The sequence below is a fragment of the Rhodococcus globerulus NBRC 14531 genome, from assembly GCF_001894805.1.
GTDB lineage: Bacteria > Actinomycetota > Actinomycetes > Mycobacteriales > Mycobacteriaceae > Rhodococcus_F > Rhodococcus_F globerula.
The window spans coordinates 355,460-375,414 of record NZ_BCWX01000001.1; the positions used below are offsets into that span (position 1 = coordinate 355,460).

A 19,955-nucleotide genomic window follows, 5' to 3' on the forward strand; every position below is an offset into this window, starting at 1 on the left:
TCACCCAGGCGCGCTATTCGATCACCCAATCGGCCAGCGATATCGACTCAAGTTTCGAACTACCCGAAAGCAGTCAGAATGACACTCCAATCGATCATGGACGAGGTACGCAATCTCCCGGGCACCGGTGAAGTCATTGCGGTCATCGACCCGGCGACCGAAGAACAGATCACCGAGTTCACCGATGGCGGGGCAAAGGCGGTCGAGGAAGCCGTTTCTCGTGCGCGCGAATCCTTCGAGGCCGGTGTGTGGCACGGTCTCCCCGGCAGTGAAAGGGCTAAAATCCTTTGGCGCGCTGCCGATTTGATCGACGAATACGCAACTGAGATCGCCCAGCTCGATTCGATCAACACCGGGATGCCATTCGTTCAGGCGCATTCCATCGTCGGGACCAGTGCCGAATTCTTCCGGTACTACGGCGGCTGGTGCACGAAGGTCAATGGCATCGCCCATGACGTGCACATGACCGGCGGGATCACTGGTGCTCATTCGAATATGCACGGATACACGCTCAAGGAACCCGTGGGTGTCGTCGGGCTGATCTTCCCGTGGAACGGCCCGATCTTCAACGCGTGCGCCAAACTTGCTCCAGCCCTTGCCGCAGGGTGCAGCGTCATCGTCAAGCCTGCCGAAGAAACACCGCTGTCGGCACTGCTACTGGTTAAGTTATTGGCTCAGGCCGGCGTGCCCGATGGTGTCGTCAACCTCGTCAACGGCTACGGCCACACTGCAGGCGCGGCACTGAGCGAGCATCCCGATGTAGACAAAATCGCTTTCACGGGATCCACCGAAGTCGGCAAGAAGATCGTGCAAGTAGCCAGTGGCAACCTCAAGAAGGTCATGCTCGAGCTCGGCGGCAAGTCACCCGTACTGATCTATGACGACGCCGATCTGAACACGGCCATCCTGAGTGCCGCGATGGGTATCTTCGTGCACTCCGGTCAGGGCTGCATCAGCGGCTCACGCATCTTCGTTCAGCGCGGTGTCTACGATCAGGTCGTGGAGGGCATTGCGGCGATTGCCAATTCGCTGAAGCTGGGCGGGCCTAAGGATGAGGGCGTCCACATCGGTCCGCTCATCAGTCAAAAGCAGCTCACTCGAGTCATGGGCTTCGTCGAAGAGGGAAAGCGCGACGGTGTCGAGGTAGTGGCAGGCGGATCCCGGATCGACCGGCCGGGTTATTTCGTGCATCCCACCGTCCTCACCGATGTCAGGCCCGACATGCGGCTCTATCAGCAGGAAATTTTCGGACCCGTCGTTCCGATCATGCCGTTCGACGACGATGACCAAGTGGTTGCCATGGCAAACGACACCACATACGGGCTCGCTGCCACGGCGTGGACCTCGGACGTCGGACGTGCTCACCGCCTCGCGAAGCGACTGGACGCCGGAACTGTCACCCTGAACTGCCAGATGGTCTTCGACCACGCTATGCCGTTCGGCGGATACAAGCAGTCCGGATGGGGCTACGAGCACGGCAGAGAGGGCATCGAGGGATATATGAAGACGAAGTCGGTTTACACCCAGATCTAGATCAATTTGCGTGCGATGGAAAAGCGCTCTCGCACATGACGATTCCCTAAGCGGGGCATGCATGGCTCCCCGCTTAGGGATTTCGCTCAGCTCAAGTCCGCGATGATTCGCTCTGCGAGGGGCTTGGACGACGCGGGATTTTGTCCGGTGTACAACTTTCGGTCCACTACAACGTAAGGGGACCACGCCTCGGCATTCGAGAACTTGCCGCCCTGCTCGCGTAGCTTCGTTTCGAGCAGCCACGGAGCCTTGTCCGCCAAACCTGCCTGGGTCTCCTCCTCGTTGGTGAAGGAGGTGAGGTTGTAGCCGTCGAACAGCCAGCTTCCATCGGATCTGCGTGCGGGAAGCAACGCTGCCGGTGCGTGACAGACTGCTGAGACAACCTTGCCTGCGTCCAAGAATTTCACCAGAAGCTCGCCGAAGGCTGTGGACACTGCGAGATCCTCCATCGGCCCGTGCCCGCCCGGAACAAAGACCACGTCGAAGGTGTCGGCGTCGATATCTTCGAGAATGTGGGGCGAGTTCAGCGCCGGCTGCAGATCGGCAATGTACTTGCGCATACGGTCGGCGCCCTCCTGACCTCCATTGACCTCGGGGGCAAGGCTTCCTTCATCCACAACCGGGACCTTGCCGCCGGGTGTTGCAATCACGATGTCGTACCCGGCATCGACGAACGCCTTATGAGATTCGACCAGCTCCTCGGCCCAGTATCCGGTGGGGTGGGCGGTCCCGTCGTTGAGCGTCCAGTGATCTGCAGAGGTGACGGCAAACAGCAACTTGGTCATTGCACAACCTTTCGTTGGAGACAGGACCCGAAGACAGGCCCAATCGGCAAAACAGCGTCAGTCAATGCAACACACTGGTCCGGAGAGAATTCCGCATCGGCCGTCTTCGGTGAGATGTGTCATGTCTACTCCGCAGTTGCGGAGCAGCTTTGTGCGCAGAGAATCCTTAATGTGTTTCTGCTGCAATATGTTTGATCGGCGAGCGATTCCACGATGTCCGAATGTTACAGTCGGGTCTCAATTTTAACCGGCGGAAAGTGCGTATACCTGCGCAAACCTCGATGTAAACCCTGCTAGGCATCGAAACTTCGGTTCACAGCGGCCGGCATTCGTGATTGCATGGGTCGTGATCCAAGGAACGCAATAGAGGTACACCGGTGCCTCGACAAATGCGCAAGTGCAAGGAAACGAAGAGAGCGAACGCGATCGAAATGACCACGCCGCAAAAAAGTATCGACCCCGACCTCGAAGTCGATTGGGTATGGGAAGACGGGCAACTACGAGGCGTGGCGGCCGGCGGCGCCGTGAGGCTGACTGCGAATCTCCAACGTGCCCAATGGTCATGGGGTTCGTACACACTCTTTGCCGAGCAATTGGGAGACCAAGTGTGGCTCACATTCGACAAGGTTGTCGATGAAATCGGACGCCTCGGTATCGCGGACACGACTGCTGTCGAGGTATTCGCCCCGTGGATGGGGCAAGCCGCGACACCACTTCGGGCACTCAATTCTCCGTTGACGAAGGAAAAGCTGTCAGCCCTGCCGGCTGAAGCTGAAGTTCCGGATTTTGCCTACGCCGTTGTTGCAGAAGCTGTTCGGATTTTCGAGAATCCCCAAAACCCAAATCTCACTGCAAGGTTCTGAGCGGAAACTCGTGGGTAGTGGCGGCCCACTGCGTCTGACTCAAAGCGGTGCTCGATCGTCTTATGGCGCTCACGGGTGTGAGACCTGTTGCTGTATAACGCTTGCTGAACTCAGTCGCGGAAGTAGACGCGAAATGCATTGCGCACAAGACGGATTCTCCGCGAAGGGGTGAAGCGCCGGAACCTGGTCGTCGTGTTGATTCGTGCGCGTAGACCGACTCGTACGCGTGGTACCTATTCAAAGGATGAAAAGTACTCGCGAAGTGCGTCGTGCGACTCGGCCAGTACCGTCTCGTCGCCGGACGGGTTGGTCCGGAAGGCGTACTGAGCAAGTCGCTCGATAATTTCGACGGCAATGGCGCACTGTAGGTGTGACAAGCGGTTGAAGCGTGGCGCGTGAATTTCGAACTGCTCGAAGACGAGAACAGCTATCTCGTCGCACCAGATCTGGTCGAGACTACGGATGCTCGCATTCAGATGTTGCCCGACCCACAGTTCGCGAATCAGTGGAATTGTGTACTGCTGTCTGTAGTGACCGACCAGGATGTCGACAATCTTGGTCCACGTCGTTCGCGAACGATTGTTGAACTGACGGGTGATCAGCCCGTACGAGTCGATCATGCATCTCCGTGCGAGTTCGTCCAGAACCCGCTCAGGAGAGTCGAAGAACGGTAGCGGATTTCGGTGTCGCTCTGTTGTCTTCCGTTTTGCGACGGCGACGCCGACGAGTGCTGCGATGGGGAAGATCCCGAGCAATGTGTACTGCCTCTTCGAATCTCTACCGCGGCGCCTGTACGTGACTGGGAACCGAGTCGCGTCACGCTAATCGGCGATGCGATCCACGCGATGAGTCCGGTACTGGCGATGGGAGCAAACACCGCGATGCGTGACGCGTCCGAGTTGACCCGGACGCTCTGTGAAGCCAGGAGCCCTCACGCGTCGCTGGTTGAAGCGGTCGCTGATTATCAAGCCGAAATGGCAGCATATGCGTTTCCGCTTGTGGCCAACTCCCGGGAAACGGGCCGAACCCGCGTCGGGCAAGCATGATTTGCCTTCGCTGCCGACTTGACTCAGGTTCGCTGTACGAGAATCTGCGGGCTACGGCGTCAACCATATCGAGGAAGGGCTGGAAAGAACTGCGGCCGTATACAAATACCTCCGGATAGGATCTCTAGTCGCGTTGTCGGTTTACCCAGATACCACGCAGGAGCATGAGCACGCTTAGGCAAGCGCCCCATCCAAGCGCGGACAGCACCACGCCTACGCCTGCTTGGCCGGTGGCATCAGTACTGGCTGCAACGCTGAATGCAGTCGTGAATCCTGCGGTCGTACCTACAGCGGCGGCGAAACCACCTGCCGTGGTCCAACGCGAGAAATGTGCAGCGACGAAACATGCCAGAATCACGGTTATTCCGCAGGCGACCACCTGCCAAGTGGGGAACTGGGTCGGTGCCGGCAGGCCGGGCCTACGGAACTCGCCCCGATAGTCGACGGACCAGCTCAGCCAGCCCACACAGGACAGAAGTCCCAGCAAGAACGCGACCAGGCCGGTAGTCCACAGCCCCAGCGGACCCCCGCCGGCTGGCTGCGTAGCTGCGGATCGGTTCGACGATTGCTCGGGTCTAGTTCGCTCTGATCGCCAGATTGACGAGATGATGCCTGCACTGATCATCGTGGGCACTCCGACGAAGATGAGCACCATCCAAAGAAACTGCGGTAGAGCAAATTCGGAATCGACGGTCATTATAGGAGTATGCACCTGGCATGGTTATTGTCGTGGGAACGTGACCCCGATGCGTACGTGAAGTTCTCTTGATGCGTTAGTCGATCTGCATGACAATCGTGCGAGCGCGTCCTGCGACATTCAGCGGGTTCATGCCGACGACGCTACCCAGTGCCCGCCCCGGCCTGTTACTGCCTGGATATCTCTGTGTTGGGCGGAGTCTGCAGAACTCTAGGCTTTAGTTTGTGGCCGCGCACGAAGGGGCCCGTTGTGTGCAACGGTAGCGATCAGTGCGGGAACCACAATGGCTGATACCGCGAGGACTGCACCGAGAAGCGATCCAAGTAGGGGCCGATCGAACCAAAGTTCTTGTGCCAGTATCAATGCACCTAGTATCGAAACACCGGCACCGACGCCTCGAAGAGCGGACACACGCAGAGGCGGCCTGATCGGGTATTGCCCCGTGACGATCGGCAGTCGACGCCCGGCATTGATCGTCGACAACCGCACTGCGTACAGCCAGTTCAAACCTGTTGCAACGATCAGTAAGATCACACCAAGCACTATCATCTCTGGACCATACCGAATGGCTTGCTGGGGCAGCCGACTTCACCTGACTTGCGATTGTTCCGACTCTGGGCTGTCCGCCCGTCTTGGTCTATGGAGGCGGGCAATAACATGGTTCGATGCGACATGGCCGGAGTGCCAGCGTGTCCACGCTAAAGCGTCGTCCGTGACGGAGACCGGTACAACTGACCGATGGGAGTATTTCACTCGCAGCGACTCCGCCCGGTACTGCTGGCGCTCATCGCTGTTGTGGTAGTTGTCTTCGGACTTCTCTGGTGGACAAAGGCGATCACCTTCACGAAGACCGCGTTCGTAGAGTTCAGTGTTCCTCCTCCGTCTGCGCATGTAGTCGATACGTATCAATCCAGATACATTGCCTACGAGAGCTTCGACTCTTCGGAACTGGTTGGGATGATGAGTAATCGGCTCGCGGCCGCACACGGTGGCACAGTATCCGACTACTCGAGAGCATTGACCGTGACTCGGGCACCTGATCGCTCTGGAATGACCTTGACAGCTCGCGGGCGAACACCCGATGCCGCAGAATTGCTGTTGATTGACGCTACCGACACACTCAATGGGATTCTCCGCCAACTCGCTGTTCGAGTGCCCACACTCACGGTCGATCCCGACAACTGAATTGACACCTTGGGCTTTACCAACACCGCTTATCGCCAGCTCTGACGGCCAGGCCTCACTGGAGGTGGCGGAGGAAGAACCGGCCAGCATCGTCCCCCGCGAACTGCGGGACGCCAGTATGCCCACCCATGTTGGCCTGCAGCGTTTTCTCTTGGGATCCGAAGGCGTCGAACAAGTCCAGTGCCGACTGTCGGTCGTTTCCTTCGTCGTCCCACTGCAACAGAACGTGCAGGGGAATCGTGACCTGACTGGCTTCGTCGAACATGACGCGGGGCACGAAACTCCCGGCGAAGAGACCGGCGGCCACGATTCGCGGTTCGACCACAGCCAGCCGGATACCGATAGCGATCACCCCACCCGAGTACCCGACAGGGCCGCGGATCTCGGGCAGTGAAAGCAGGGCGTCCAGGGTGGTCTGCCACTCCGGGACCGCCTTCTCGACCAGCGGGAGGACCAGTCGGTCGATGATCTTCTCGTCAACCGGCTCGCCGGCCGTCAGCGCCCGATGTAGATCGGCGCGGGCCTGCTCGGCTTCGGTTGATCGGGGCCGGTCACCGCTCCCGGGGAGCTCGATGGTGGCCGCGGCGAAGCCGTTCGCCACGCAGTGCCGGGCTCGTCCCGCCAGCCGGGGGTACATTTTGCGGAGTCCGCCGGGGTGTCCGAGCAGGATCAGTGGCGCCGGCGAAGATGTGGGCGTCCACAGGGTGCCGGGGATCTCGCCGAGGGTGAAATCGCGTTCGAGGCTGCCGTTTTCGAGGCGCCGTTCGGTAGTGAAGTGCATGGTCGTGCCTTTCGGGAGTGCTCGTTGAACGGCGCTCCCGGACGACCTATCGCCCGACCGTGACCCTGAGAAGGAGCACCCACGTCGATACGTTCACGGGTACCACCTCCTCGTTCTCTCGCACGGCTTCGAGGAGAGAATAGCAGTGGCCGTCGTCTTCGCCAACAGATTTATCGGTGTTCACCGAGGCCGAGATTTCCACTCGGGGCGACGAGCAGCATCAGACCGAAGGCGAGCGGGTATCCGAACGTCCAGTGCAGCTCTGGCATGGTGTCGAAGTTCATGCAGTAGATGGCGCAGATCAAGGTGGGTGTGAATAGTATTGCGGCCCAAGCATCCAGGATTTCAGGTGGTACCCGTTGCCACTCGGACCCGACCAACCGATCAGAGAGGACGAGGTCAAGCTTCTCGCCGTGCACATTCCACACCTACCCATCGATGCCGAACTCGACTTGCACTCACAGGTATTCACCACAGTCGCAGCCGAGGAGTTCGATTGACACGCAAAGCGATTCGAGGCAGAAACCTCGGTTTGCACGCTGTCCTTGGGGCGGTGCTCGTTCGGTCGAGTGGAATAGACGACATCCAGCCGCCGGCGTCCCCTTGTGCCCAAGCCGGAACCGCCTAAATCGTTTGCAAAAGGTTCTTAATACATTTACCTTTGGGACGTGCATTTGTACTTTCTCTAAGACGGCTGAGTAAGGCCTTCCGCGCTCGTCGAGTCATCCGAGCTTGCGGCGGCCGCTCGTTATCGACCCCTGCGTGGGGTCGCCGTCTTCGGCGTACCTGTTTGCCATTGGCAGCCGGTGGGCCTTCTCTAAGGATCCGAATGCTCACTTCTACGAACCCTCAATCCATGCGCCAACGCGCCCAGCTGATCGCTTCCGACGTATCGGTGATGCGCGGTGCGAACCCGGTCTTGAACCACGTCGACCTCAATGTCACTCCTACATCGCGTATCGCCATTGTGGGAGAGAACGGGCGAGGGAAATCCACCCTCCTCCACGTACTCGACGGAACCCTCAGTCCTGACTCCGGCACGGTGCAACGCATCGGAACACTTGGTGTCGCGGAGCAGGAGATGCCGGCACACGACGATCGAACAGTCGGTCAAGCAGTCGCGGAGGCGATAGCCGAATCAATCGCGGCGCTGGCGTCACTCGACGCCGCCATACTCGCGATATCCGATGGAACCGCCGACGGCGCGCAGCGATACTCGGCCGCATTGGAATATGCCGAAGTGCTGAACGCTTGGGATGCCGAGCGACGGGTGCACATCGCCCTCGAAGCGCTCGACGCAGAAACAGATCCTGACCGGTTGCTTGACACTCTCTCTGTGGGGCAGCGATACCGCGTACGTTTGGCCTGCCTTCTGGGTGCCGATGACGATTTTCTGCTACTCGACGAGCCCACAAACCACCTCGACCGAAGTGGTCTCGAATTCCTGACTGTGCGGCTCCGAGAGCGCCAGGGAGGCGTCGTTGTCGTCACCCACGATCGCGCACTGCTCTCCGATGTTGCGGAGACCATCGTGGACCTCGACCCCTCACCCGATGACCGGATCCGCCTGTACGGCAACGGCTACGCCGGCTACCGCGAGGGCCGCCTCGCCGAACGTACACTCTGGGAACAGAAGTACGACCACCAACAAGCCGAACATGCCCGACTGAAAGACAGTCTCAGCTCAGCGCAGAACCGTCTCCAATCTGGATGGCGACCGGAGAAGGGAACGAACAAGCACGGTCGCGTGACGCGCGCGGGCGGGCTCGTGCAGAGCGTTCATCGCCGCCAGGAGCAGCTCGAAGCGCACGCGGTGACGGTGCCGGAACCACCCCAGCAATTTCGGTTCCCTGAACTAGCAACAACAGCCGGTCAGGTGTTGGTGAGTGCGGATCGGGTCTGCGTAGCGGCGCGCTTGGGCTGCCAGGTTTCCTTTACGCTCTCTCGCCGCGATCGCCTCGTCGTAGCCGGCCCCAACGGTGCCGGGAAGTCGACGCTGTTGAGCGTGGTAGCCGGTGAACTGCAACCGAGTACGGGTTCCGTCCGGAGGTCGCAGGGCACCCGTCTCGGGTACCTCCGTCAGGAAACCGATCTGCCCCTGCACAGGCGGGCGGGTGAGGTCTATGCCGCTCACCTCGACGCGCTCATTGCAGCGGGGACACTCGAGCCGTCCGATGCAATCGGGCTCTCGCACCTCGGCCTCCTGCGCGCGCGTGAGTCGAGCAAGCGGATCGGTGAACTGTCGATGGGACAACAACGTCGTCTCGACCTCGCGATGGTACTAGCCGGCAAGCCGCATGTGCTCCTACTCGACGAGCCGACGAACCACCTCTCAGTCGCCCTCGTCGACGAACTCACCGAGGCATTGGCCGCGACCTACGCCGCGGTCGTTCTCTCCACCCACGATCGCCAACTTCTTCGCGACGTCGACGACTGGCCCCCACTGCAATTGACTGAAACGGCCCTGAGCGGGGAATCGGTATGAGCAAACAATTCCGATACCAGCGATCTTCATCGTTGCGGCGCTGATCTCACCGCGTCGCAATGGGAAAGCTGATGTGTACGAATGCCTCTCGATGTTCAGGGATTGCTTCCCGTATTGAGATCCCGAACGTCCTGAACGTTCGCGGTGCCACCGCCCAACAACCGACCCCGCCCGCCACCCGCAAAAACCGAATGCGCATCGAAGCGCCGAGACCGATCAATACCGACCCGATCGAGTCGAATGAGGCATTCTCGCACGTGTCTACTTGGCCTCAGGCGATCCTCCATTGTTGCCGTTCGGCGATTAAGGAAAGCACGTCAAGCGTGGCTATAGTCTTGTCGAGTGACGTCAATCGGGCCGCGAAGCCATCGGCGCCGATCCCTTGACTGACACCGATGTTTGTCAGATCTAGCTTCGGGTAGTGCCTTGAGTGTATGAATCGCAACATATGTCTCCGTATCGAAACTGGAGGATTCACATGCCGGAGGACAGGAGCAGTCCCTGCGTAGGCGTCGAAGGCGTCAAGGGCAAGGCGAAGGAAGCTTCTGGTGTGGTCAGCGGTAACGACAGCTTGTCTCGGGAAGGACGAGCCTAGCGGGAGAAGGCCGAGAGCCAGCGGAAGTCGCCGAGAATGAAGCAGCAGCCGAGAAAGCTCGCGCGGAAGCGGCCGCGGACCAAGCACGACAACGGTCCGAGCAATAGTCGAGGCCCACTCGTCACCCTCGGTTCGGGGCGTACCTGAGCCGAAGTGCTCGGTTGCTCGATCCATCCTGTAATCAAGAGGAGTTGTTCAATGCCGTCACCTGAATCCGTCCCAGGCGCACCATCCTCGCAAACGCCGGACCTGCGCGAGCCTGTCAAGCCCCGCCAACCGCTGCCTCCCAAGGACGACCAGAGACAGCCTGAGGTGCGCACTGTTGCGGGCGCAGAAGAGAAGGTGAAGGGTAACGGCCGCGGGCAGCGGGGTGAATATCTCACTACTGCAACGGGGACGCGACTGTACGAGACCGACCACTCACTCACTGCAGGTGAGCGGGGGCCGACCCTCCTTCAAGACCACCACCTTCGCGAGAAGATCACTCACTTCGATCACGAGAGAATTCCTGAGAGGGTTGTGCATGCACGTGGTGCCGCTGCACACGGAACGTTCCTGGCTAATGGGGCAGCCGAAAGTATTTGCAAAGCAGCCATGTTCGCATCGGGCGCAAGGACCCCGGTATTCGTGAGATTCTCGACGGTGCTGGGTTCTCGAGGTTCTGCGGACACCGTGCGAGACACACGCGGCTTTGCCACTAAGTTCTACACCGACGAAGGTGTTTTCGACTTGGTAGGCAACAACATTCCGGTTTTCTTCATTCAAGACGGAATCAAGTTTCCCGACATCATTCATGCTGCGAAACCTCACCCGGATCGTGAGATCCCGCAAGCACAGAGCGCGCACGATACGTTCTGGGATTTCGTTTCCCTTCACACCGAGGCGACCGCTCACACGTTGTGGAATATGTCCGATCGAGGCATCCCCCGCTCGTATCGCATGATGGAGGGCTTCGGCATCCACACGTTCCGACTCGTGAACCCCGACGGTGAAACGAATTTGATCAAGTTCCATTGGAAACCGGCGGCAGGCGTTCACTCGCTGGTGTGGGAGGAAGCTCAGATAGCAGGTGGGGTAGACCCGGACTTCCATCGCCGCGACCTCGCGGATGCCATCGAAGCCGGCGCGTATCCGTCCTGGGATCTCGGGGTTCAGGTGTTTCCGGATACCGAAGACGAAATGTTCGAAGGCATCGATCTGCTGGACCCCACGAAGATCGTTCCGGAGGAGATTGCGCCGGTTCAGATCATCGGAACGATGACACTCGACGCCAACCCCACCAATTTCTTCGCCGAGACCGAACAAGTTGCATTCCATCCGGGCCATTTGGTGCCAGGTATCGACATCACCAATGATTCTCTGCTGCAGGCACGTTTATTCTCGTATCTCGATACTCAGATCACGCGTCTCGGCGGTCCCAACTTCGATCAGATCCCGATCAACCGTCCTCATGTACCCGTCAACGACATGCTTCGCGACGGCTTCCACCAGGACGGGGTCCACACCGGGGTAGCGCCGTACCATCCCAATTCGCTCGATGGGGGTTGCCCGTTCCTGGCCTCGGCAGAGAGCGCCGCCTACATCGAAGTGCCCGAAGAAGTTTCAGGCCGTAAGGTGCGTCAGGCACCGGCGACGTTCGACGATCACTTCTCGCAGGCGCGTCTGTTCTACCGCAGTCTGTCTCCGATCGAGCAGGAGCACGTCGCAGGGGCATATACCTTCGAATTGGGGAAGTGCTTCGAGGAGAACATCAAGATTCGGAATCTGGAGATTTTGGCGAACATCGACCCAGTGCTCGCCAAGACGGTGGCGAGGGGGATCGGGCTCGAGGTCCCCGAACCTACAGAGCCACTGGAGGATTCGGAGCCGAGCCCAGCGCTCTCGCAAGTGGGCGCGGAATGGCCCGTCGACGGCAGGATTATCGCGCTGGCCGTCGACGAGAACTCCGATCTGGATACCGTCGCCTCTGTGCGCGAGAAGATCGTCGACGCCGGTATGGTGCCGCTTGTCCTCGGACCGCACGGAGGGACGATCGGAGAGGGGAAGAACGCGGTGACCGTGCAGAGGACGTATCTCACAGCGCGTTCGATCGAGTTCGACGCAATCCTGTTGAGCGGTGACGCGTTCAGGATCGACGAAGACAAGCTGGATCCCCGTGTTGACACGCTTCTCAACGAAATGTACAGACATTGCAAGGCGATTGGCGTTTGGGGTGAGAACACGGGTGTGCTCGCTGCTGCCGGTATCGACGAGGCTGCACCAGGCGTCGGAGTTGATGCGGATGCAGAAGCGGCTCTGGCCGCAGTCGCCCAGCTCTTGAAGACGCACCGGGTATGGGAGCGCTTCGAGGTACCACCGACCGCCTGACACGGGACGGTCCGTCGAAGCGGGATGATACTGGTCAGCCTATCCAGGAAAGCAGTCGAACCCATATATACGTTGTGACGCATGGTTTAGCTGCTTCCTGGGTTTACCGGGGCGCCGGGCGGGGGACCTCTCGTTGTGAAGCCACCGAGACGTACGGCGAGCGCAGCCCCCTGTCCGGATCGACAATCCGCCCGGTGCAGGGGTCGACAGCATCATCGTGAAGATCCTGTCGCAATGTCGAGGTGCATGCCGGCACCTTCCGGAAACGCCGCAGGTATTTCGCGACTAGATTGATATCATATTGTAGTGCAGTAACTTTCGCGTCTCATGCTGGTGTACGCTCCTGAGGCCGGAAACGCCCCACCGGGTGAGTCTGTGAGGCGGGCGAATGCCGCACACAGTGACCACCTACTGCGCGACCTATCTCGACGCGCGTCCGCCGCGGGCGCGTTCCGGATCGCGCGTACGGAAGCTGTGAGCACTCGCGGCGGAGATGGGAGAACCCGAAACCTTTCGTCTGGACCAAGACTTCCGAGGCGATCCTCGCTGCGTTCGCAAAATGTAGCGAACGAATTTCACGCGTAGCAAACTTGGGGCGCTTCATACGGAGGGTCCGCGCATTGTTGCGCGCTCCGGACAAATGACGGAATCGCGCTGCTGATCAACGTAATTGAGTGACCTGGTGTCGCGGACGGTTCACCCCGGGGCCATCAGCGAGACCTACGGTGTTGACGCGCTGCAGAATGCGGCGTTGACTAGGCATTACGCCATGGCCGGGAGGCCGTCATGCTCATCGTCTTCGGACTGGTCGTCCTGGTTTTCGCGGCGACCGCTGCAGTCGCGCGCCCGTTGAGCAACTGCAGTCATGCACATCCGATAGCGGGCAACTTCGGAGTCTGCAGTTACGACGTCGATCACCATGGGCGATCCAGGGGAAGACGACTGGGCAAAACCGTTCGGCCGCCGATCGCCGTAGAGAAAGAAACGCCATGAGCATCGTGAAGAAGATCCGACACAAGGCCGAAACTGCCGGGGGCGCTACCAAGAAGACTGTCGGCAAAAGCCTGGGAAATGAAAGGATGGAGGCCGAGGGAAGCGCAGACCAGGCCAAGGGCCAGGCCAAACAAGCCGGCGACAAGCTCAAGGAGGCGGGCCAGAAGGTCAAACACATCTTCAAGCACTGACTTGGTCCCGCACCGTCATTAGTTGGGGTAATAAGCAATCAATCCTGGTGCACGTCAGGATCGCGCTGCGAGGTGCCTGTGCACGCGAGAGTAGGCGAGAAGTATGAGTGCACAACAGAATACGAGAGGACGGGCTGCACCGGCCACGACGCGACGTACGGGCGCGACACCCACTACAGGCACGGCACGCAGCAGTAGAGCCGGTGGTAGTGCCACGCGAGGTGTGTCCGCCACGTCGCGTTCGGCGCGGACGTCGAAGGCTTCACCAAGGTTGGGGTGGGGATCTTCGCAAGCCCTGGCGGCGCGGCAGGCGACTGCGGATTCGACCACCGTCGCATCTCGTCGCGGCTTACCACGGCGCGAAGAGCCGACACGACGATCAAAGCGCGCGGAGCCGACACGACGATCAAAGCCGCGGCAATCACAGCAAGGTGCCACGGTTGCGCCCGAAGGCGTCTCCACCGGCACTGCTCGCGGTCCGGTGTGGCGATCGGTCGAGGCCGCCCTCGAGTGGTTGAAAACCCACACTCACCTTGCTGATTCGGTGCAGGATCGGGTAGGGGCGGTGAGGAGCAAGCTCCAGGAGAGGATGAAGACCTTTGTCGAAGGGGCCACACCCCACGGGCCGGGCGTATCAGCGGGGCTGGCAGGCGTCCGGGCAGTTCTGACGGGGAAGAATCCTGTATTGCCCGCGGTCAAAGGCATGGTGTCAGGACTGAGTGGAAAAACGAAAGTCATGCTCGTCCTCCTGTTTGCCCTTGCGCTCCTGCTCGGGCCGGTGCTGCTCGTCGTCCTCGTGCTGGCGCTCATTGTCGCGGGGGTGATCGCAGCGGTGCGAGCCGCCGCCAAATAGGCCACAACCGTCGAAAGCTGTTGAACAACAACGCGCACGTCAGTCCCATCGACACGGTCGCGGAGGTGATCACGCACGACCCACATACTCGGCGATGGCCGCCTGGTGCAAAGCGGGAACCAACACTCGGCCGAATCAAGTGTTCTGCTGATGATTGAGTGCCCTACGGGCAGGGTAGTCGAAATGCGCACCCTTACCGCACACGGTTGTGCGGCCCACCTCCGAGAACCGTCCTGCGACACATTGCCGACGTTTGGCAAGAGGTGCGCTATGACTACTCGGCGAAGGGGTTCGACAATGAAAGCAAAAGGTCAAGTGGCGTTGGCAGTCGGCGCGGGCTACATGCTGGGCCGCACCCGCAGAATGAAGATGGCGTTGATGCTCGCGGCCGCGGGCGCGACTGGCCGCTTCCCCGGCGGACCGCGTGACTTGCTGGAACGCGGCACCAAGATGCTGGCAAAATCGCCGGAGGCCGCCAAGATCGGCGACGTGGTCAAGGAAGAATTGGTCAGCGCAGCGAAGGCCGCAGCAGTCACCGCTGCCAGTCAACGCATCGATTCTCTGAGTAACCGGTTGTTGGCGGGCGGTCACTCCGTATCGGGCACTGTCGATGACGTCTCAGACGCCGTCGGTGACGTCGCAGGGGTCCGGAGGCTCGGCCGCAAGAAAAGCGCTCACTCGCAGGACGACAAGCGCGACGATGAGGAACGCGACGAGGAGGAAGACGACGCACCTGAGGAAGAGGAGTCGACTCCACGCAAGCGGCCGGCGCCGCGCCGCCGCACCTCGAGTACCGGCAGCACCCGATCCAGTAGTTCGGCGCGGAAGACCAAGTCCGACAAGGGTGAGGGAGAAGAGGCTACCGAAAGCAGCCACAGAACACGAGCTAAAGCCGCAACGGACTCTGCGCCAGTCCGACGCTCACGGAGATGATGACGATGACGAACGCCGCGAAGAAACTACAAGAAGCTATACCGGGTGACGGACACAGTTCGTCGAGCGTGTTACAGGACTCGTTCCAAAAGCTACTCGGTGCGGTGGCTGAACGTGCCTTGTCGTCGGTCTCGGAAACTGTGTCGAACACCTCGGAAAGGCTCAACGACTACGCCGAGGGTGGCGGCGGCGGGTTGCTCGCCGCTGTTACCGGTTCCGAGAAATCGGATGACGGTGAGTCACCCCTCAAGTCAGCCGTGAGCGGTGGCTGGGAGGGCGCCAAGCAGATGGTCAAGGACAGGGCTTCCGACGTCAAGGACGCGGTCACCGGCGGCGGTGACGGTGGAGGCAAGGGCGGGGGTAAGGGCAAGAAGCTCAAGTTGACCAACATCATCGAATCGATAGATGTCGGGGTCCCTGTTCAACTGGCTTACAACCAATGGACTCAGTTCACCGACTTTCCGTCGTTCATGAAGAAGGTTGAACGAGTGGAGCAGGAATCGGACGAGAAACTCGAGTGGAAGGCCCAGGTCTTCCTGTCGCACCGAACGTGGGAATCGACGATCCTCGAACAGGTTCCCGATGAACGGATCGTGTGGCGTTCGAAGGGTGCCAAAGGTTACGTCGACGGAGCGGTGACGTTCCACGAGGTAACGCCAGATCTGACCCGCATCCTCGTGATCCTCGAATATCAACCGAAGGGTTTCTTCGAGAAGACGGGAAACCTGTGGCGTGCGCCTGGACGGCGAGCACGGTTGGAACTCAAGCACTTTCAACGTCACGTCATGACGCAGGCCATTCTCCATCCCGATGACATCGAGGGCTGGCGCGGAGAAATCCGGGACGGCCAGGTCGTGGAGGCCGAGGAGGACGAAACACAACTGGATGAGGGCGAGGAGCCCGAGGAAACAGACGAGTACGAGGAGCCCGAGGAAACAGACGAAGACGAGGAACCTGAGGAAGAGCCCGAGGACGAGGAACCTGAGGAAACAGACGAGGACGAGGAACCTGAGGAAGAGCCCGAGGAGGAGCCACCGCCTCCGCCGGTACGCCGAGGACGCCCCCGCAAAACTGCGCCCGCGAGTGAGGACAAGGCGCCGGTACGTAGAGGCCGCCCACGCAAGACCGCGGCAGCAAAGTCCGCGGGTTCGAAGCAGGGAGCACGACGATGACGTCGATACAACCCGCGGGAGGTGGTGGCGGCGCAGTCGGCGGCGGGCCTAGTTCGAGTAGCCTCGCCGATGTCATCGACACCATCCTCGACAAGGGCCTGGTCATCGACGCCTACGTGCGTGTCTCCCTGGTCGGTATCGAACTGCTGACCATTGATGCCCGCGTAGTCGTCGCCAGTGTCGATACCTATCTGCGGTTCGCGGAGGCGGTGAACCGGCTCGAGATCGGCGATGAACCCAAGGGACTGACGGATTTGGTCGGGGATGTCACCGAGAGCGGTGCCAAATCGAAAACCAAGGGCGCGCTCGAAGCAGCTGGTGAGAAGCTCGGCGGAATCCTCGGGGGTGGCGAGGAAGAGCCTGAGCGCGAACGAGTTTCACGCAAGTCGAGCCGAGGTGACCGATGATGTCCACGTCGAATACGTCTACCTCGAACCAAGCAGCCGACGCGCGCCAGGAGCCTCGAACCAGCGGGATCTACGTGTATGGCATCGTGCCTGCAGATGTGGAGGCCGGAGAGGACGCGGTCGGCGTGTGTGACGAGGCGGTCAGCATAGTCACACACGGCGACATTGCCGCGCTCGTCAGCGAAATCTCGGTAGACAGACGGCTGGGTAAGCCTGAGGACCTACAAGCCCACGCGAATCTGTTGAACGGAACTGCTCGCGTTGCACCCGTTCTTCCCCTGAGGTTCGGGGCGGTCCTCACCGACACTGACGCCGTGAAGGACGAATTACTCACAGCACACGCCGACGAGTTCGCCGCAGCATTGGCAGAACTCGAAGGACTCGCGCAGTACATCGTGAAGGGGCGCTACGTCGAAAAGGCGATCCTACGGGAAGTTATCGAAGAGAACGAACAGGCGAGCAGGCTGCGGGACACTATCCGTGATCAGCCCGAAGAGGTCACTCGTGACGCGCGGATGGCCCTCGGTGAGATCGTGAGCAACGCCATCGTGGCCAAGCGAGAGGAAGACACTCGCGCGGTGGTCGATGCGCTCACAGCGCTGACCGACTTCCTCAATGTGCGGGAACCCACGCACGAGGAGGAAGCCGCGCAAGTGGCGGTGCTCGTCGAGGTCGCACGACAAGACGAACTCGAGAACATTGTCGGCGAGTTGGCGCAGCAATGGGACGGCCGGGTCGAGATGCGGTTGCTCGGCCCGCTCGCGGCCTACGACTTTGTGGTGACACAGAAACCGGAGGGCTGACCGATGGGTTTGCTCTCCTTCATCGTCACGTTGCCACTCGCCCCGGTGCGCGGGGTGATCTCGCTGGCCGAGTTGATTCAACAACAGGTCGAGGACGAACTGCACAATCCCGCCAGTGCACGCCGCGCTCTCGAGGAGTTGGAGGAAGCGCGGGCTGCGGGCGAGATCACGGCGGAAGAAGAACAACAAGCGCAGCAGGTCATCCTCGACGACATGGCTGCAACTCGACAGACGATCACTCAGGAGGAGGAGTGATGCGCCATGGTGGAAGAGGAGCCACCGCCCCTGCCTGCACATGACGTCGCCGAACTCGCATTGCGCGACATCACGCAGTTGACTGGAAAGAAGCCGTTGGGTGCGACGTCGGTGATGCCGACCGACGAAGGCTGGACTGTGGAAGTGGAGGTGATCGAGGATCGGCGCGTCCCGTCGTCGACGGACATGCTCGCACTATATGAGGTGGTGTTGGATATGGACGGAGAGTTGCTGTCCTATCGCAGAACCCGCCGCTATGCCCGCGGTGCGGGTGACGGTATGGGCGGACGGTCATGACCGTCGCCGGCGGCGGTTCGAGCAACCTGCCACAGGTCTCAGGTGGCGGCATGGGCGGTGGGCGCCAGTCGACCAACCTTGGGGACATTCTCGAACGGGTGCTCGATAAAGGTCTGGTGATCGCCGGGGACATTCAGGTAAACCTGCTCGACATCGAATTACTGACGATCAAGGTGCGACTCGTGATCGCTTCGCTGGAAACGGCGAAGGAGGTGGGTATCGATTGGTGGGAGCACGATCCCTGGCTTACCGGAAAGAACAACAGCGTCGAACTGGAGAACACACGCTTGCGGGAACGGATCGCCGAACTCGAGGCCGACAGGTCAGTGAAGTCCGCACTTACCTCGGACGAGCCGATCGAGGTGGAGACGCGGCGCTGGGACGAAGACGATGACAGGAAATGAAGGCGTGTGGCTCTACGCCATCACGTCCGAGAGTCTCGACGGCGTGTCCCTGAGCGGGGTCCTCGGCGTGGCGGGTGAGGCTGTCCGGGTGGTGCATTCGACCGACCTGGCGGCGGTAGTGGGCTCGGTTGATCTCGACGAATTCGGTGAGGTTCCACTGCGACGGCACCTCGACGATCTCGACTGGCTGGCAGCAACCGCGCGAGCCCATGAGCGCGTCGTATCTGCCGTGCTGCGCTGCGGTCCTACGATTCCGCTGCGCTTGGCCACCCTGTACCTAGACGACGACCGAATTCGCAGTTTGCTCGAGGTCGGGCGTGAAAAGTTTTGCGCCGCATTACGTTCCGTGGCCGGGCGAAGCGAATGGGGAGTCAAGGGTTATGGCGATGCACGTGCGCTGGCGCAGACATCACCCGAGAAACAACCCGAGCCCAGTCCGACTGGAAAGGGAACAGCTTATCTGCTTCGACGCCGGGCCGAGTTGACTGCGCAACAGAACGTGGAACGCCGCGCAGCGGCCGAGGCAGACGACTTACATGCTGCGCTACTCCAACGCGCCGTCGACGGTCTCCGGCGGCCTGTCACCGATCCTGTCCTGTCCGGAAAACGCGCCTGGATGATCTTCAACGGTACCTACCTTGTGGACGACGATCGGGTCGACGACTTCACAACCTTCGTTGCGACGCTCGACGCCGAACGTGAGGGCATCACAGTGGAACTGACCGGACCGTGGCCCCCGTACTCATTTTCCGGGATCGACATGGTGACTCGATGAGCGAGATGGTCCCGGCCGACGATACTCGTCGCATCGCTCTCGTAGACCTGCTCGACCGGGTGCTCGGCGGGGGAGTTGTCGTCACCGGCGAGATCACTCTCTCGCTGGCAGACGTCGACATGGTGCGGATCTCGCTACGAACCCTGATCGCGTCGGTTAGCGCGCTCGTTCCTGATCCAACAGAACCGGACATCACCGATGACTGAACCGGGGGACTTCAACTCGGATGCGAACCCAGACCTCGGCCGCCGCGTTCTACCACAGCGGATCGACGCAGACCCCGAATCAGTCGAACGTGGTTTGGTCACCCTGGTTCTCACGCTCGTCGAACTCCTACGTCAACTCATGGAGCGCCAGGCGCTGCGCCGTGTCGAACACGGAGATCTCAGCGACGAACAGATCGAGCGCATCGGCACGACTTTGATGCTGCTCGAGGATCGAATGGCCGAATTGAGGGAGCATTTCGGTCTCACACCCGAAGACCTCAACATCGACCTCGGACCGCTGGGACCGCTGCTGTCCAACGAATAGCCAG

At 60.5% G+C, this 19,955-nt stretch carries 26 protein-coding genes and 2 pseudogenes; 20 read left to right on the top strand and 8 right to left on the bottom strand.

Going from position 1 to position 19,955, the window contains the following annotated elements:
* The first annotated feature begins 78 nt into the window (after window positions 1–78).
* Complete coding sequence (locus RG2_RS01535; RefSeq protein ID WP_033231574.1) at window positions 79–1,533, top strand: aldehyde dehydrogenase family protein; 1,455 nt, start codon at window positions 79–81, stop codon at window positions 1,531–1,533.
* 86 nt (window positions 1,534–1,619) lie between these two features.
* Here RG2_RS01535 and RG2_RS01540 read toward each other — a convergent pair whose 3' ends face one another.
* A complete protein-coding gene (locus tag RG2_RS01540; protein WP_033231573.1) occupies window positions 1,620–2,318 on the bottom strand; it encodes a type 1 glutamine amidotransferase domain-containing protein in 699 nt (232 codons plus the stop codon).
* 431 nt (window positions 2,319–2,749) lie between these two features.
* Between RG2_RS01540 and RG2_RS01545 the strand changes: the two genes are divergently transcribed.
* Window positions 2,750–3,181 carry a hypothetical protein gene (locus tag RG2_RS01545; RefSeq protein ID WP_133637938.1) on the top strand — a complete coding sequence of 144 codons (432 nt, stop codon included), beginning with the start codon at window positions 2,750–2,752 and terminating at the stop codon, window positions 3,179–3,181.
* A 233-nt stretch (window positions 3,182–3,414) separates the two neighbouring features.
* On the opposite strand, the gene RG2_RS01550 is transcribed toward RG2_RS01545, so the two are convergent.
* The gene (locus RG2_RS01550; protein WP_072782253.1) at window positions 3,415–3,801 is read right to left on the bottom strand and encodes a hypothetical protein; all 387 of its coding nucleotides are present in this window, start codon (window positions 3,799–3,801) and stop codon (window positions 3,415–3,417) included.
* Between the two features lie 63 nt (window positions 3,802–3,864).
* Between RG2_RS01550 and RG2_RS01555 the strand changes: the two genes are divergently transcribed.
* Complete coding sequence (locus RG2_RS01555) at window positions 3,865–4,227, top strand: FAD-dependent oxidoreductase (protein WP_072782255.1); 363 nt, start codon at window positions 3,865–3,867, stop codon at window positions 4,225–4,227.
* 124 nt (window positions 4,228–4,351) lie between these two features.
* Here RG2_RS01555 and RG2_RS01560 read toward each other — a convergent pair whose 3' ends face one another.
* Both RG2_RS01560 and RG2_RS01565 read right to left on the bottom strand, forming a co-directional pair.
* On the bottom strand, window positions 4,352–4,924 hold the full coding sequence (locus RG2_RS01560) for a hypothetical protein (protein ID WP_033231571.1): 573 nt from the start codon (window positions 4,922–4,924) through the stop codon (window positions 4,352–4,354).
* A 210-nt stretch (window positions 4,925–5,134) separates the two neighbouring features.
* Window positions 5,135–5,458 (bottom strand): hypothetical protein, encoded by a 324-nt coding sequence (locus RG2_RS01565; protein WP_033231570.1) that lies wholly within the window; start codon window positions 5,456–5,458, stop codon window positions 5,135–5,137.
* A 204-nt stretch (window positions 5,459–5,662) separates the two neighbouring features.
* Between RG2_RS01565 and RG2_RS01570 the strand changes: the two genes are divergently transcribed.
* Window positions 5,663–6,109 (top strand): hypothetical protein, encoded by a 447-nt coding sequence (locus RG2_RS01570; protein ID WP_033231569.1) that lies wholly within the window; start codon window positions 5,663–5,665, stop codon window positions 6,107–6,109.
* Between the two features lie 55 nt (window positions 6,110–6,164).
* Here the strand turns inward: RG2_RS01570 and RG2_RS01575 are convergent, their stop codons facing one another.
* The gene (locus tag RG2_RS01575; RefSeq protein ID WP_033231568.1) at window positions 6,165–6,890 is read right to left on the bottom strand and encodes an alpha/beta fold hydrolase; all 726 of its coding nucleotides are present in this window, start codon (window positions 6,888–6,890) and stop codon (window positions 6,165–6,167) included.
* A 170-nt stretch (window positions 6,891–7,060) separates the two neighbouring features.
* A pseudogene (locus RG2_RS32160) lies at window positions 7,061–7,231 on the bottom strand (CorA family divalent cation transporter); the annotation flags it as partial.
* A gap of 18 nt (window positions 7,232–7,249) precedes the next feature.
* Here RG2_RS32160 and RG2_RS31680 point away from each other — a divergent pair.
* The 4 genes and pseudogenes from RG2_RS31680 to RG2_RS01595 all read left to right on the top strand — a co-directional run bounded on the left by RG2_RS31680 (window position 7,250) and on the right by RG2_RS01595 (window position 12,337).
* On the top strand, window positions 7,250–7,390 hold the full coding sequence (locus tag RG2_RS31680) for a hypothetical protein (RefSeq protein ID WP_165826228.1): 141 nt from the start codon (window positions 7,250–7,252) through the stop codon (window positions 7,388–7,390).
* 329 nt (window positions 7,391–7,719) lie between these two features.
* A complete protein-coding gene (locus RG2_RS01585; RefSeq protein ID WP_051730250.1) occupies window positions 7,720–9,375 on the top strand; it encodes an ABC-F family ATP-binding cassette domain-containing protein in 1,656 nt (551 codons plus the stop codon).
* A 478-nt stretch (window positions 9,376–9,853) separates the two neighbouring features.
* Window positions 9,854–10,077 (top strand): annotated as a pseudogene (locus RG2_RS32165) (microaggregate-binding protein 1).
* A 91-nt stretch (window positions 10,078–10,168) separates the two neighbouring features.
* Window positions 10,169–12,337 (top strand): catalase, encoded by a 2,169-nt coding sequence (locus RG2_RS01595; protein ID WP_033231565.1) that lies wholly within the window; start codon window positions 10,169–10,171, stop codon window positions 12,335–12,337.
* Window positions 12,338–13,099: 762 nt separating this feature from the next.
* Here the strand turns inward: RG2_RS01595 and RG2_RS31685 are convergent.
* Window positions 13,100–13,258 carry a hypothetical protein gene (locus RG2_RS31685; protein WP_155276674.1) on the bottom strand — a complete coding sequence of 53 codons (159 nt, stop codon included), beginning with the start codon at window positions 13,256–13,258 and terminating at the stop codon, window positions 13,100–13,102.
* A gap of 68 nt (window positions 13,259–13,326) precedes the next feature.
* Between RG2_RS31685 and RG2_RS01600 the strand changes: the two genes are divergently transcribed.
* On the top strand, window positions 13,327–13,521 hold the full coding sequence (locus tag RG2_RS01600; protein ID WP_033231564.1) for a CsbD family protein: 195 nt from the start codon (window positions 13,327–13,329) through the stop codon (window positions 13,519–13,521).
* 173 nt (window positions 13,522–13,694) lie between these two features.
* On the opposite strand, the gene RG2_RS31690 is transcribed toward RG2_RS01600, so the two are convergent.
* Window positions 13,695–13,946, bottom strand: coding sequence for a hypothetical protein (locus RG2_RS31690; protein WP_033231563.1), 252 nt, complete (start codon window positions 13,944–13,946; stop codon window positions 13,695–13,697).
* A 164-nt stretch (window positions 13,947–14,110) separates the two neighbouring features.
* Here RG2_RS31690 and RG2_RS01610 point away from each other — a divergent pair, with 164 nt between their 5' ends.
* The 11 genes from RG2_RS01610 (at window position 14,111) to RG2_RS01660 (ending at window position 19,951) form a co-directional block, all read left to right on the top strand.
* Entirely contained in the window at window positions 14,111–14,374 is a 264-nt protein-coding gene (locus RG2_RS01610; RefSeq protein ID WP_230589987.1) for a hypothetical protein, read from the top strand.
* A gap of 297 nt (window positions 14,375–14,671) precedes the next feature.
* A complete protein-coding gene (locus RG2_RS01615; RefSeq protein ID WP_033231561.1) occupies window positions 14,672–15,307 on the top strand; it encodes a hypothetical protein in 636 nt (211 codons plus the stop codon).
* Window positions 15,304–16,479, top strand: coding sequence for an SRPBCC family protein (locus tag RG2_RS01620; protein WP_371851290.1), 1,176 nt, complete (start codon window positions 15,304–15,306; stop codon window positions 16,477–16,479). Before RG2_RS01615 ends, RG2_RS01620 begins: the two co-directional genes overlap by 4 nt.
* Window positions 16,476–16,886, top strand: coding sequence for a gas vesicle protein GvpJ (gene gvpJ, locus RG2_RS01625; RefSeq protein WP_033231560.1), 411 nt, complete (start codon window positions 16,476–16,478; stop codon window positions 16,884–16,886). The genes RG2_RS01620 and gvpJ (RG2_RS01625) overlap by 4 nt, the downstream gene beginning before the upstream one ends.
* On the top strand, window positions 16,886–17,689 hold the full coding sequence (locus tag RG2_RS01630) for a GvpL/GvpF family gas vesicle protein (protein WP_033231559.1): 804 nt from the start codon (window positions 16,886–16,888) through the stop codon (window positions 17,687–17,689). The genes gvpJ (RG2_RS01625) and RG2_RS01630 overlap by 1 nt, the downstream gene beginning before the upstream one ends.
* Window positions 17,690–17,692: 3 nt before the next feature.
* Window positions 17,693–17,944, top strand: coding sequence for a gas vesicle protein GvpG (locus RG2_RS01635; RefSeq protein ID WP_033231558.1), 252 nt, complete (start codon window positions 17,693–17,695; stop codon window positions 17,942–17,944).
* Window positions 17,945–17,950: 6 nt separating this feature from the next.
* Entirely contained in the window at window positions 17,951–18,241 is a 291-nt protein-coding gene (locus tag RG2_RS01640) for a gas vesicle protein GvpO (protein WP_033231557.1), read from the top strand.
* Window positions 18,238–18,645: a gas vesicle protein gene (locus RG2_RS01645; protein ID WP_033231556.1), complete on the top strand. Its 408-nt coding sequence runs from the start codon at window positions 18,238–18,240 to the stop codon at window positions 18,643–18,645. Before RG2_RS01640 ends, RG2_RS01645 begins: the two co-directional genes overlap by 4 nt.
* Entirely contained in the window at window positions 18,632–19,420 is a 789-nt protein-coding gene (locus RG2_RS01650) for a GvpL/GvpF family gas vesicle protein (protein WP_033231555.1), read from the top strand. Before RG2_RS01645 ends, RG2_RS01650 begins: the two co-directional genes overlap by 14 nt.
* The gene (gvpJ, locus tag RG2_RS01655; protein ID WP_033231554.1) at window positions 19,417–19,626 is read left to right on the top strand and encodes a gas vesicle protein GvpJ; all 210 of its coding nucleotides are present in this window, start codon (window positions 19,417–19,419) and stop codon (window positions 19,624–19,626) included. Before RG2_RS01650 ends, gvpJ (RG2_RS01655) begins: the two co-directional genes overlap by 4 nt.
* Window positions 19,619–19,951 carry a gas vesicle protein K gene (locus RG2_RS01660; protein WP_051730249.1) on the top strand — a complete coding sequence of 111 codons (333 nt, stop codon included), beginning with the start codon at window positions 19,619–19,621 and terminating at the stop codon, window positions 19,949–19,951. The genes gvpJ (RG2_RS01655) and RG2_RS01660 overlap by 8 nt, the downstream gene beginning before the upstream one ends.
* The last annotated feature ends 4 nt before the right edge of the window (window positions 19,952–19,955 follow it).

What these genes read in the sequence shown, in the direction of transcription:
- RG2_RS01540 (WP_033231573.1), bottom strand. Translation starts at nt 2,318, where the DNA reads ATGACCAAGTTGCTGTTTGCCGTCACCTCTGCAGATCACTGGACGCTC.
- gvpJ (WP_033231560.1), top strand. Translation starts at nt 16,476, where the DNA reads ATGACGTCGATACAACCCGCGGGAGGTGGTGGCGGCGCAGTCGGCGGC.
- RG2_RS01635 (WP_033231558.1), top strand. Translation starts at nt 17,693, where the DNA reads ATGGGTTTGCTCTCCTTCATCGTCACGTTGCCACTCGCCCCGGTGCGC.
- RG2_RS01640 (WP_033231557.1), top strand. Translation starts at nt 17,951, where the DNA reads ATGGTGGAAGAGGAGCCACCGCCCCTGCCTGCACATGACGTCGCCGAA.
- RG2_RS01545 (WP_133637938.1), top strand. Translation starts at nt 2,750, where the DNA reads ATGACCACGCCGCAAAAAAGTATCGACCCCGACCTCGAAGTCGATTGG.
- RG2_RS01575 (WP_033231568.1), bottom strand. Translation starts at nt 6,890, where the DNA reads ATGCACTTCACTACCGAACGGCGCCTCGAAAACGGCAGCCTCGAACGC.
- RG2_RS01550 (WP_072782253.1), bottom strand. Translation starts at nt 3,801, where the DNA reads ATGATCGACTCGTACGGGCTGATCACCCGTCAGTTCAACAATCGTTCG.
- RG2_RS01585 (WP_051730250.1), top strand. Translation starts at nt 7,720, where the DNA reads ATGCTCACTTCTACGAACCCTCAATCCATGCGCCAACGCGCCCAGCTG.
- RG2_RS01535 (WP_033231574.1), top strand. Translation starts at nt 79, where the DNA reads ATGACACTCCAATCGATCATGGACGAGGTACGCAATCTCCCGGGCACC.
- RG2_RS01570 (WP_033231569.1), top strand. Translation starts at nt 5,663, where the DNA reads ATGGGAGTATTTCACTCGCAGCGACTCCGCCCGGTACTGCTGGCGCTC.
- RG2_RS01560 (WP_033231571.1), bottom strand. Translation starts at nt 4,924, where the DNA reads ATGACCGTCGATTCCGAATTTGCTCTACCGCAGTTTCTTTGGATGGTG.
- RG2_RS01610 (WP_230589987.1), top strand. Translation starts at nt 14,111, where the DNA reads ATGAAGACCTTTGTCGAAGGGGCCACACCCCACGGGCCGGGCGTATCA.
- RG2_RS31685 (WP_155276674.1), bottom strand. Translation starts at nt 13,258, where the DNA reads ATGGTGATCGACGTCGTAACTGCAGACTCCGAAGTTGCCCGCTATCGG.
- RG2_RS01615 (WP_033231561.1), top strand. Translation starts at nt 14,672, where the DNA reads ATGAAAGCAAAAGGTCAAGTGGCGTTGGCAGTCGGCGCGGGCTACATG.
- gvpJ (WP_033231554.1), top strand. Translation starts at nt 19,417, where the DNA reads ATGAGCGAGATGGTCCCGGCCGACGATACTCGTCGCATCGCTCTCGTA.
- RG2_RS01660 (WP_051730249.1), top strand. Translation starts at nt 19,619, where the DNA reads ATGACTGAACCGGGGGACTTCAACTCGGATGCGAACCCAGACCTCGGC.
- RG2_RS01630 (WP_033231559.1), top strand. Translation starts at nt 16,886, where the DNA reads ATGTCCACGTCGAATACGTCTACCTCGAACCAAGCAGCCGACGCGCGC.
- RG2_RS01645 (WP_033231556.1), top strand. Translation starts at nt 18,238, where the DNA reads ATGACCGTCGCCGGCGGCGGTTCGAGCAACCTGCCACAGGTCTCAGGT.
- RG2_RS01650 (WP_033231555.1), top strand. Translation starts at nt 18,632, where the DNA reads ATGACAGGAAATGAAGGCGTGTGGCTCTACGCCATCACGTCCGAGAGT.
- RG2_RS01600 (WP_033231564.1), top strand. Translation starts at nt 13,327, where the DNA reads ATGAGCATCGTGAAGAAGATCCGACACAAGGCCGAAACTGCCGGGGGC.
- RG2_RS01595 (WP_033231565.1), top strand. Translation starts at nt 10,169, where the DNA reads ATGCCGTCACCTGAATCCGTCCCAGGCGCACCATCCTCGCAAACGCCG.
- RG2_RS01620 (WP_371851290.1), top strand. Translation starts at nt 15,304, where the DNA reads ATGATGACGATGACGAACGCCGCGAAGAAACTACAAGAAGCTATACCG.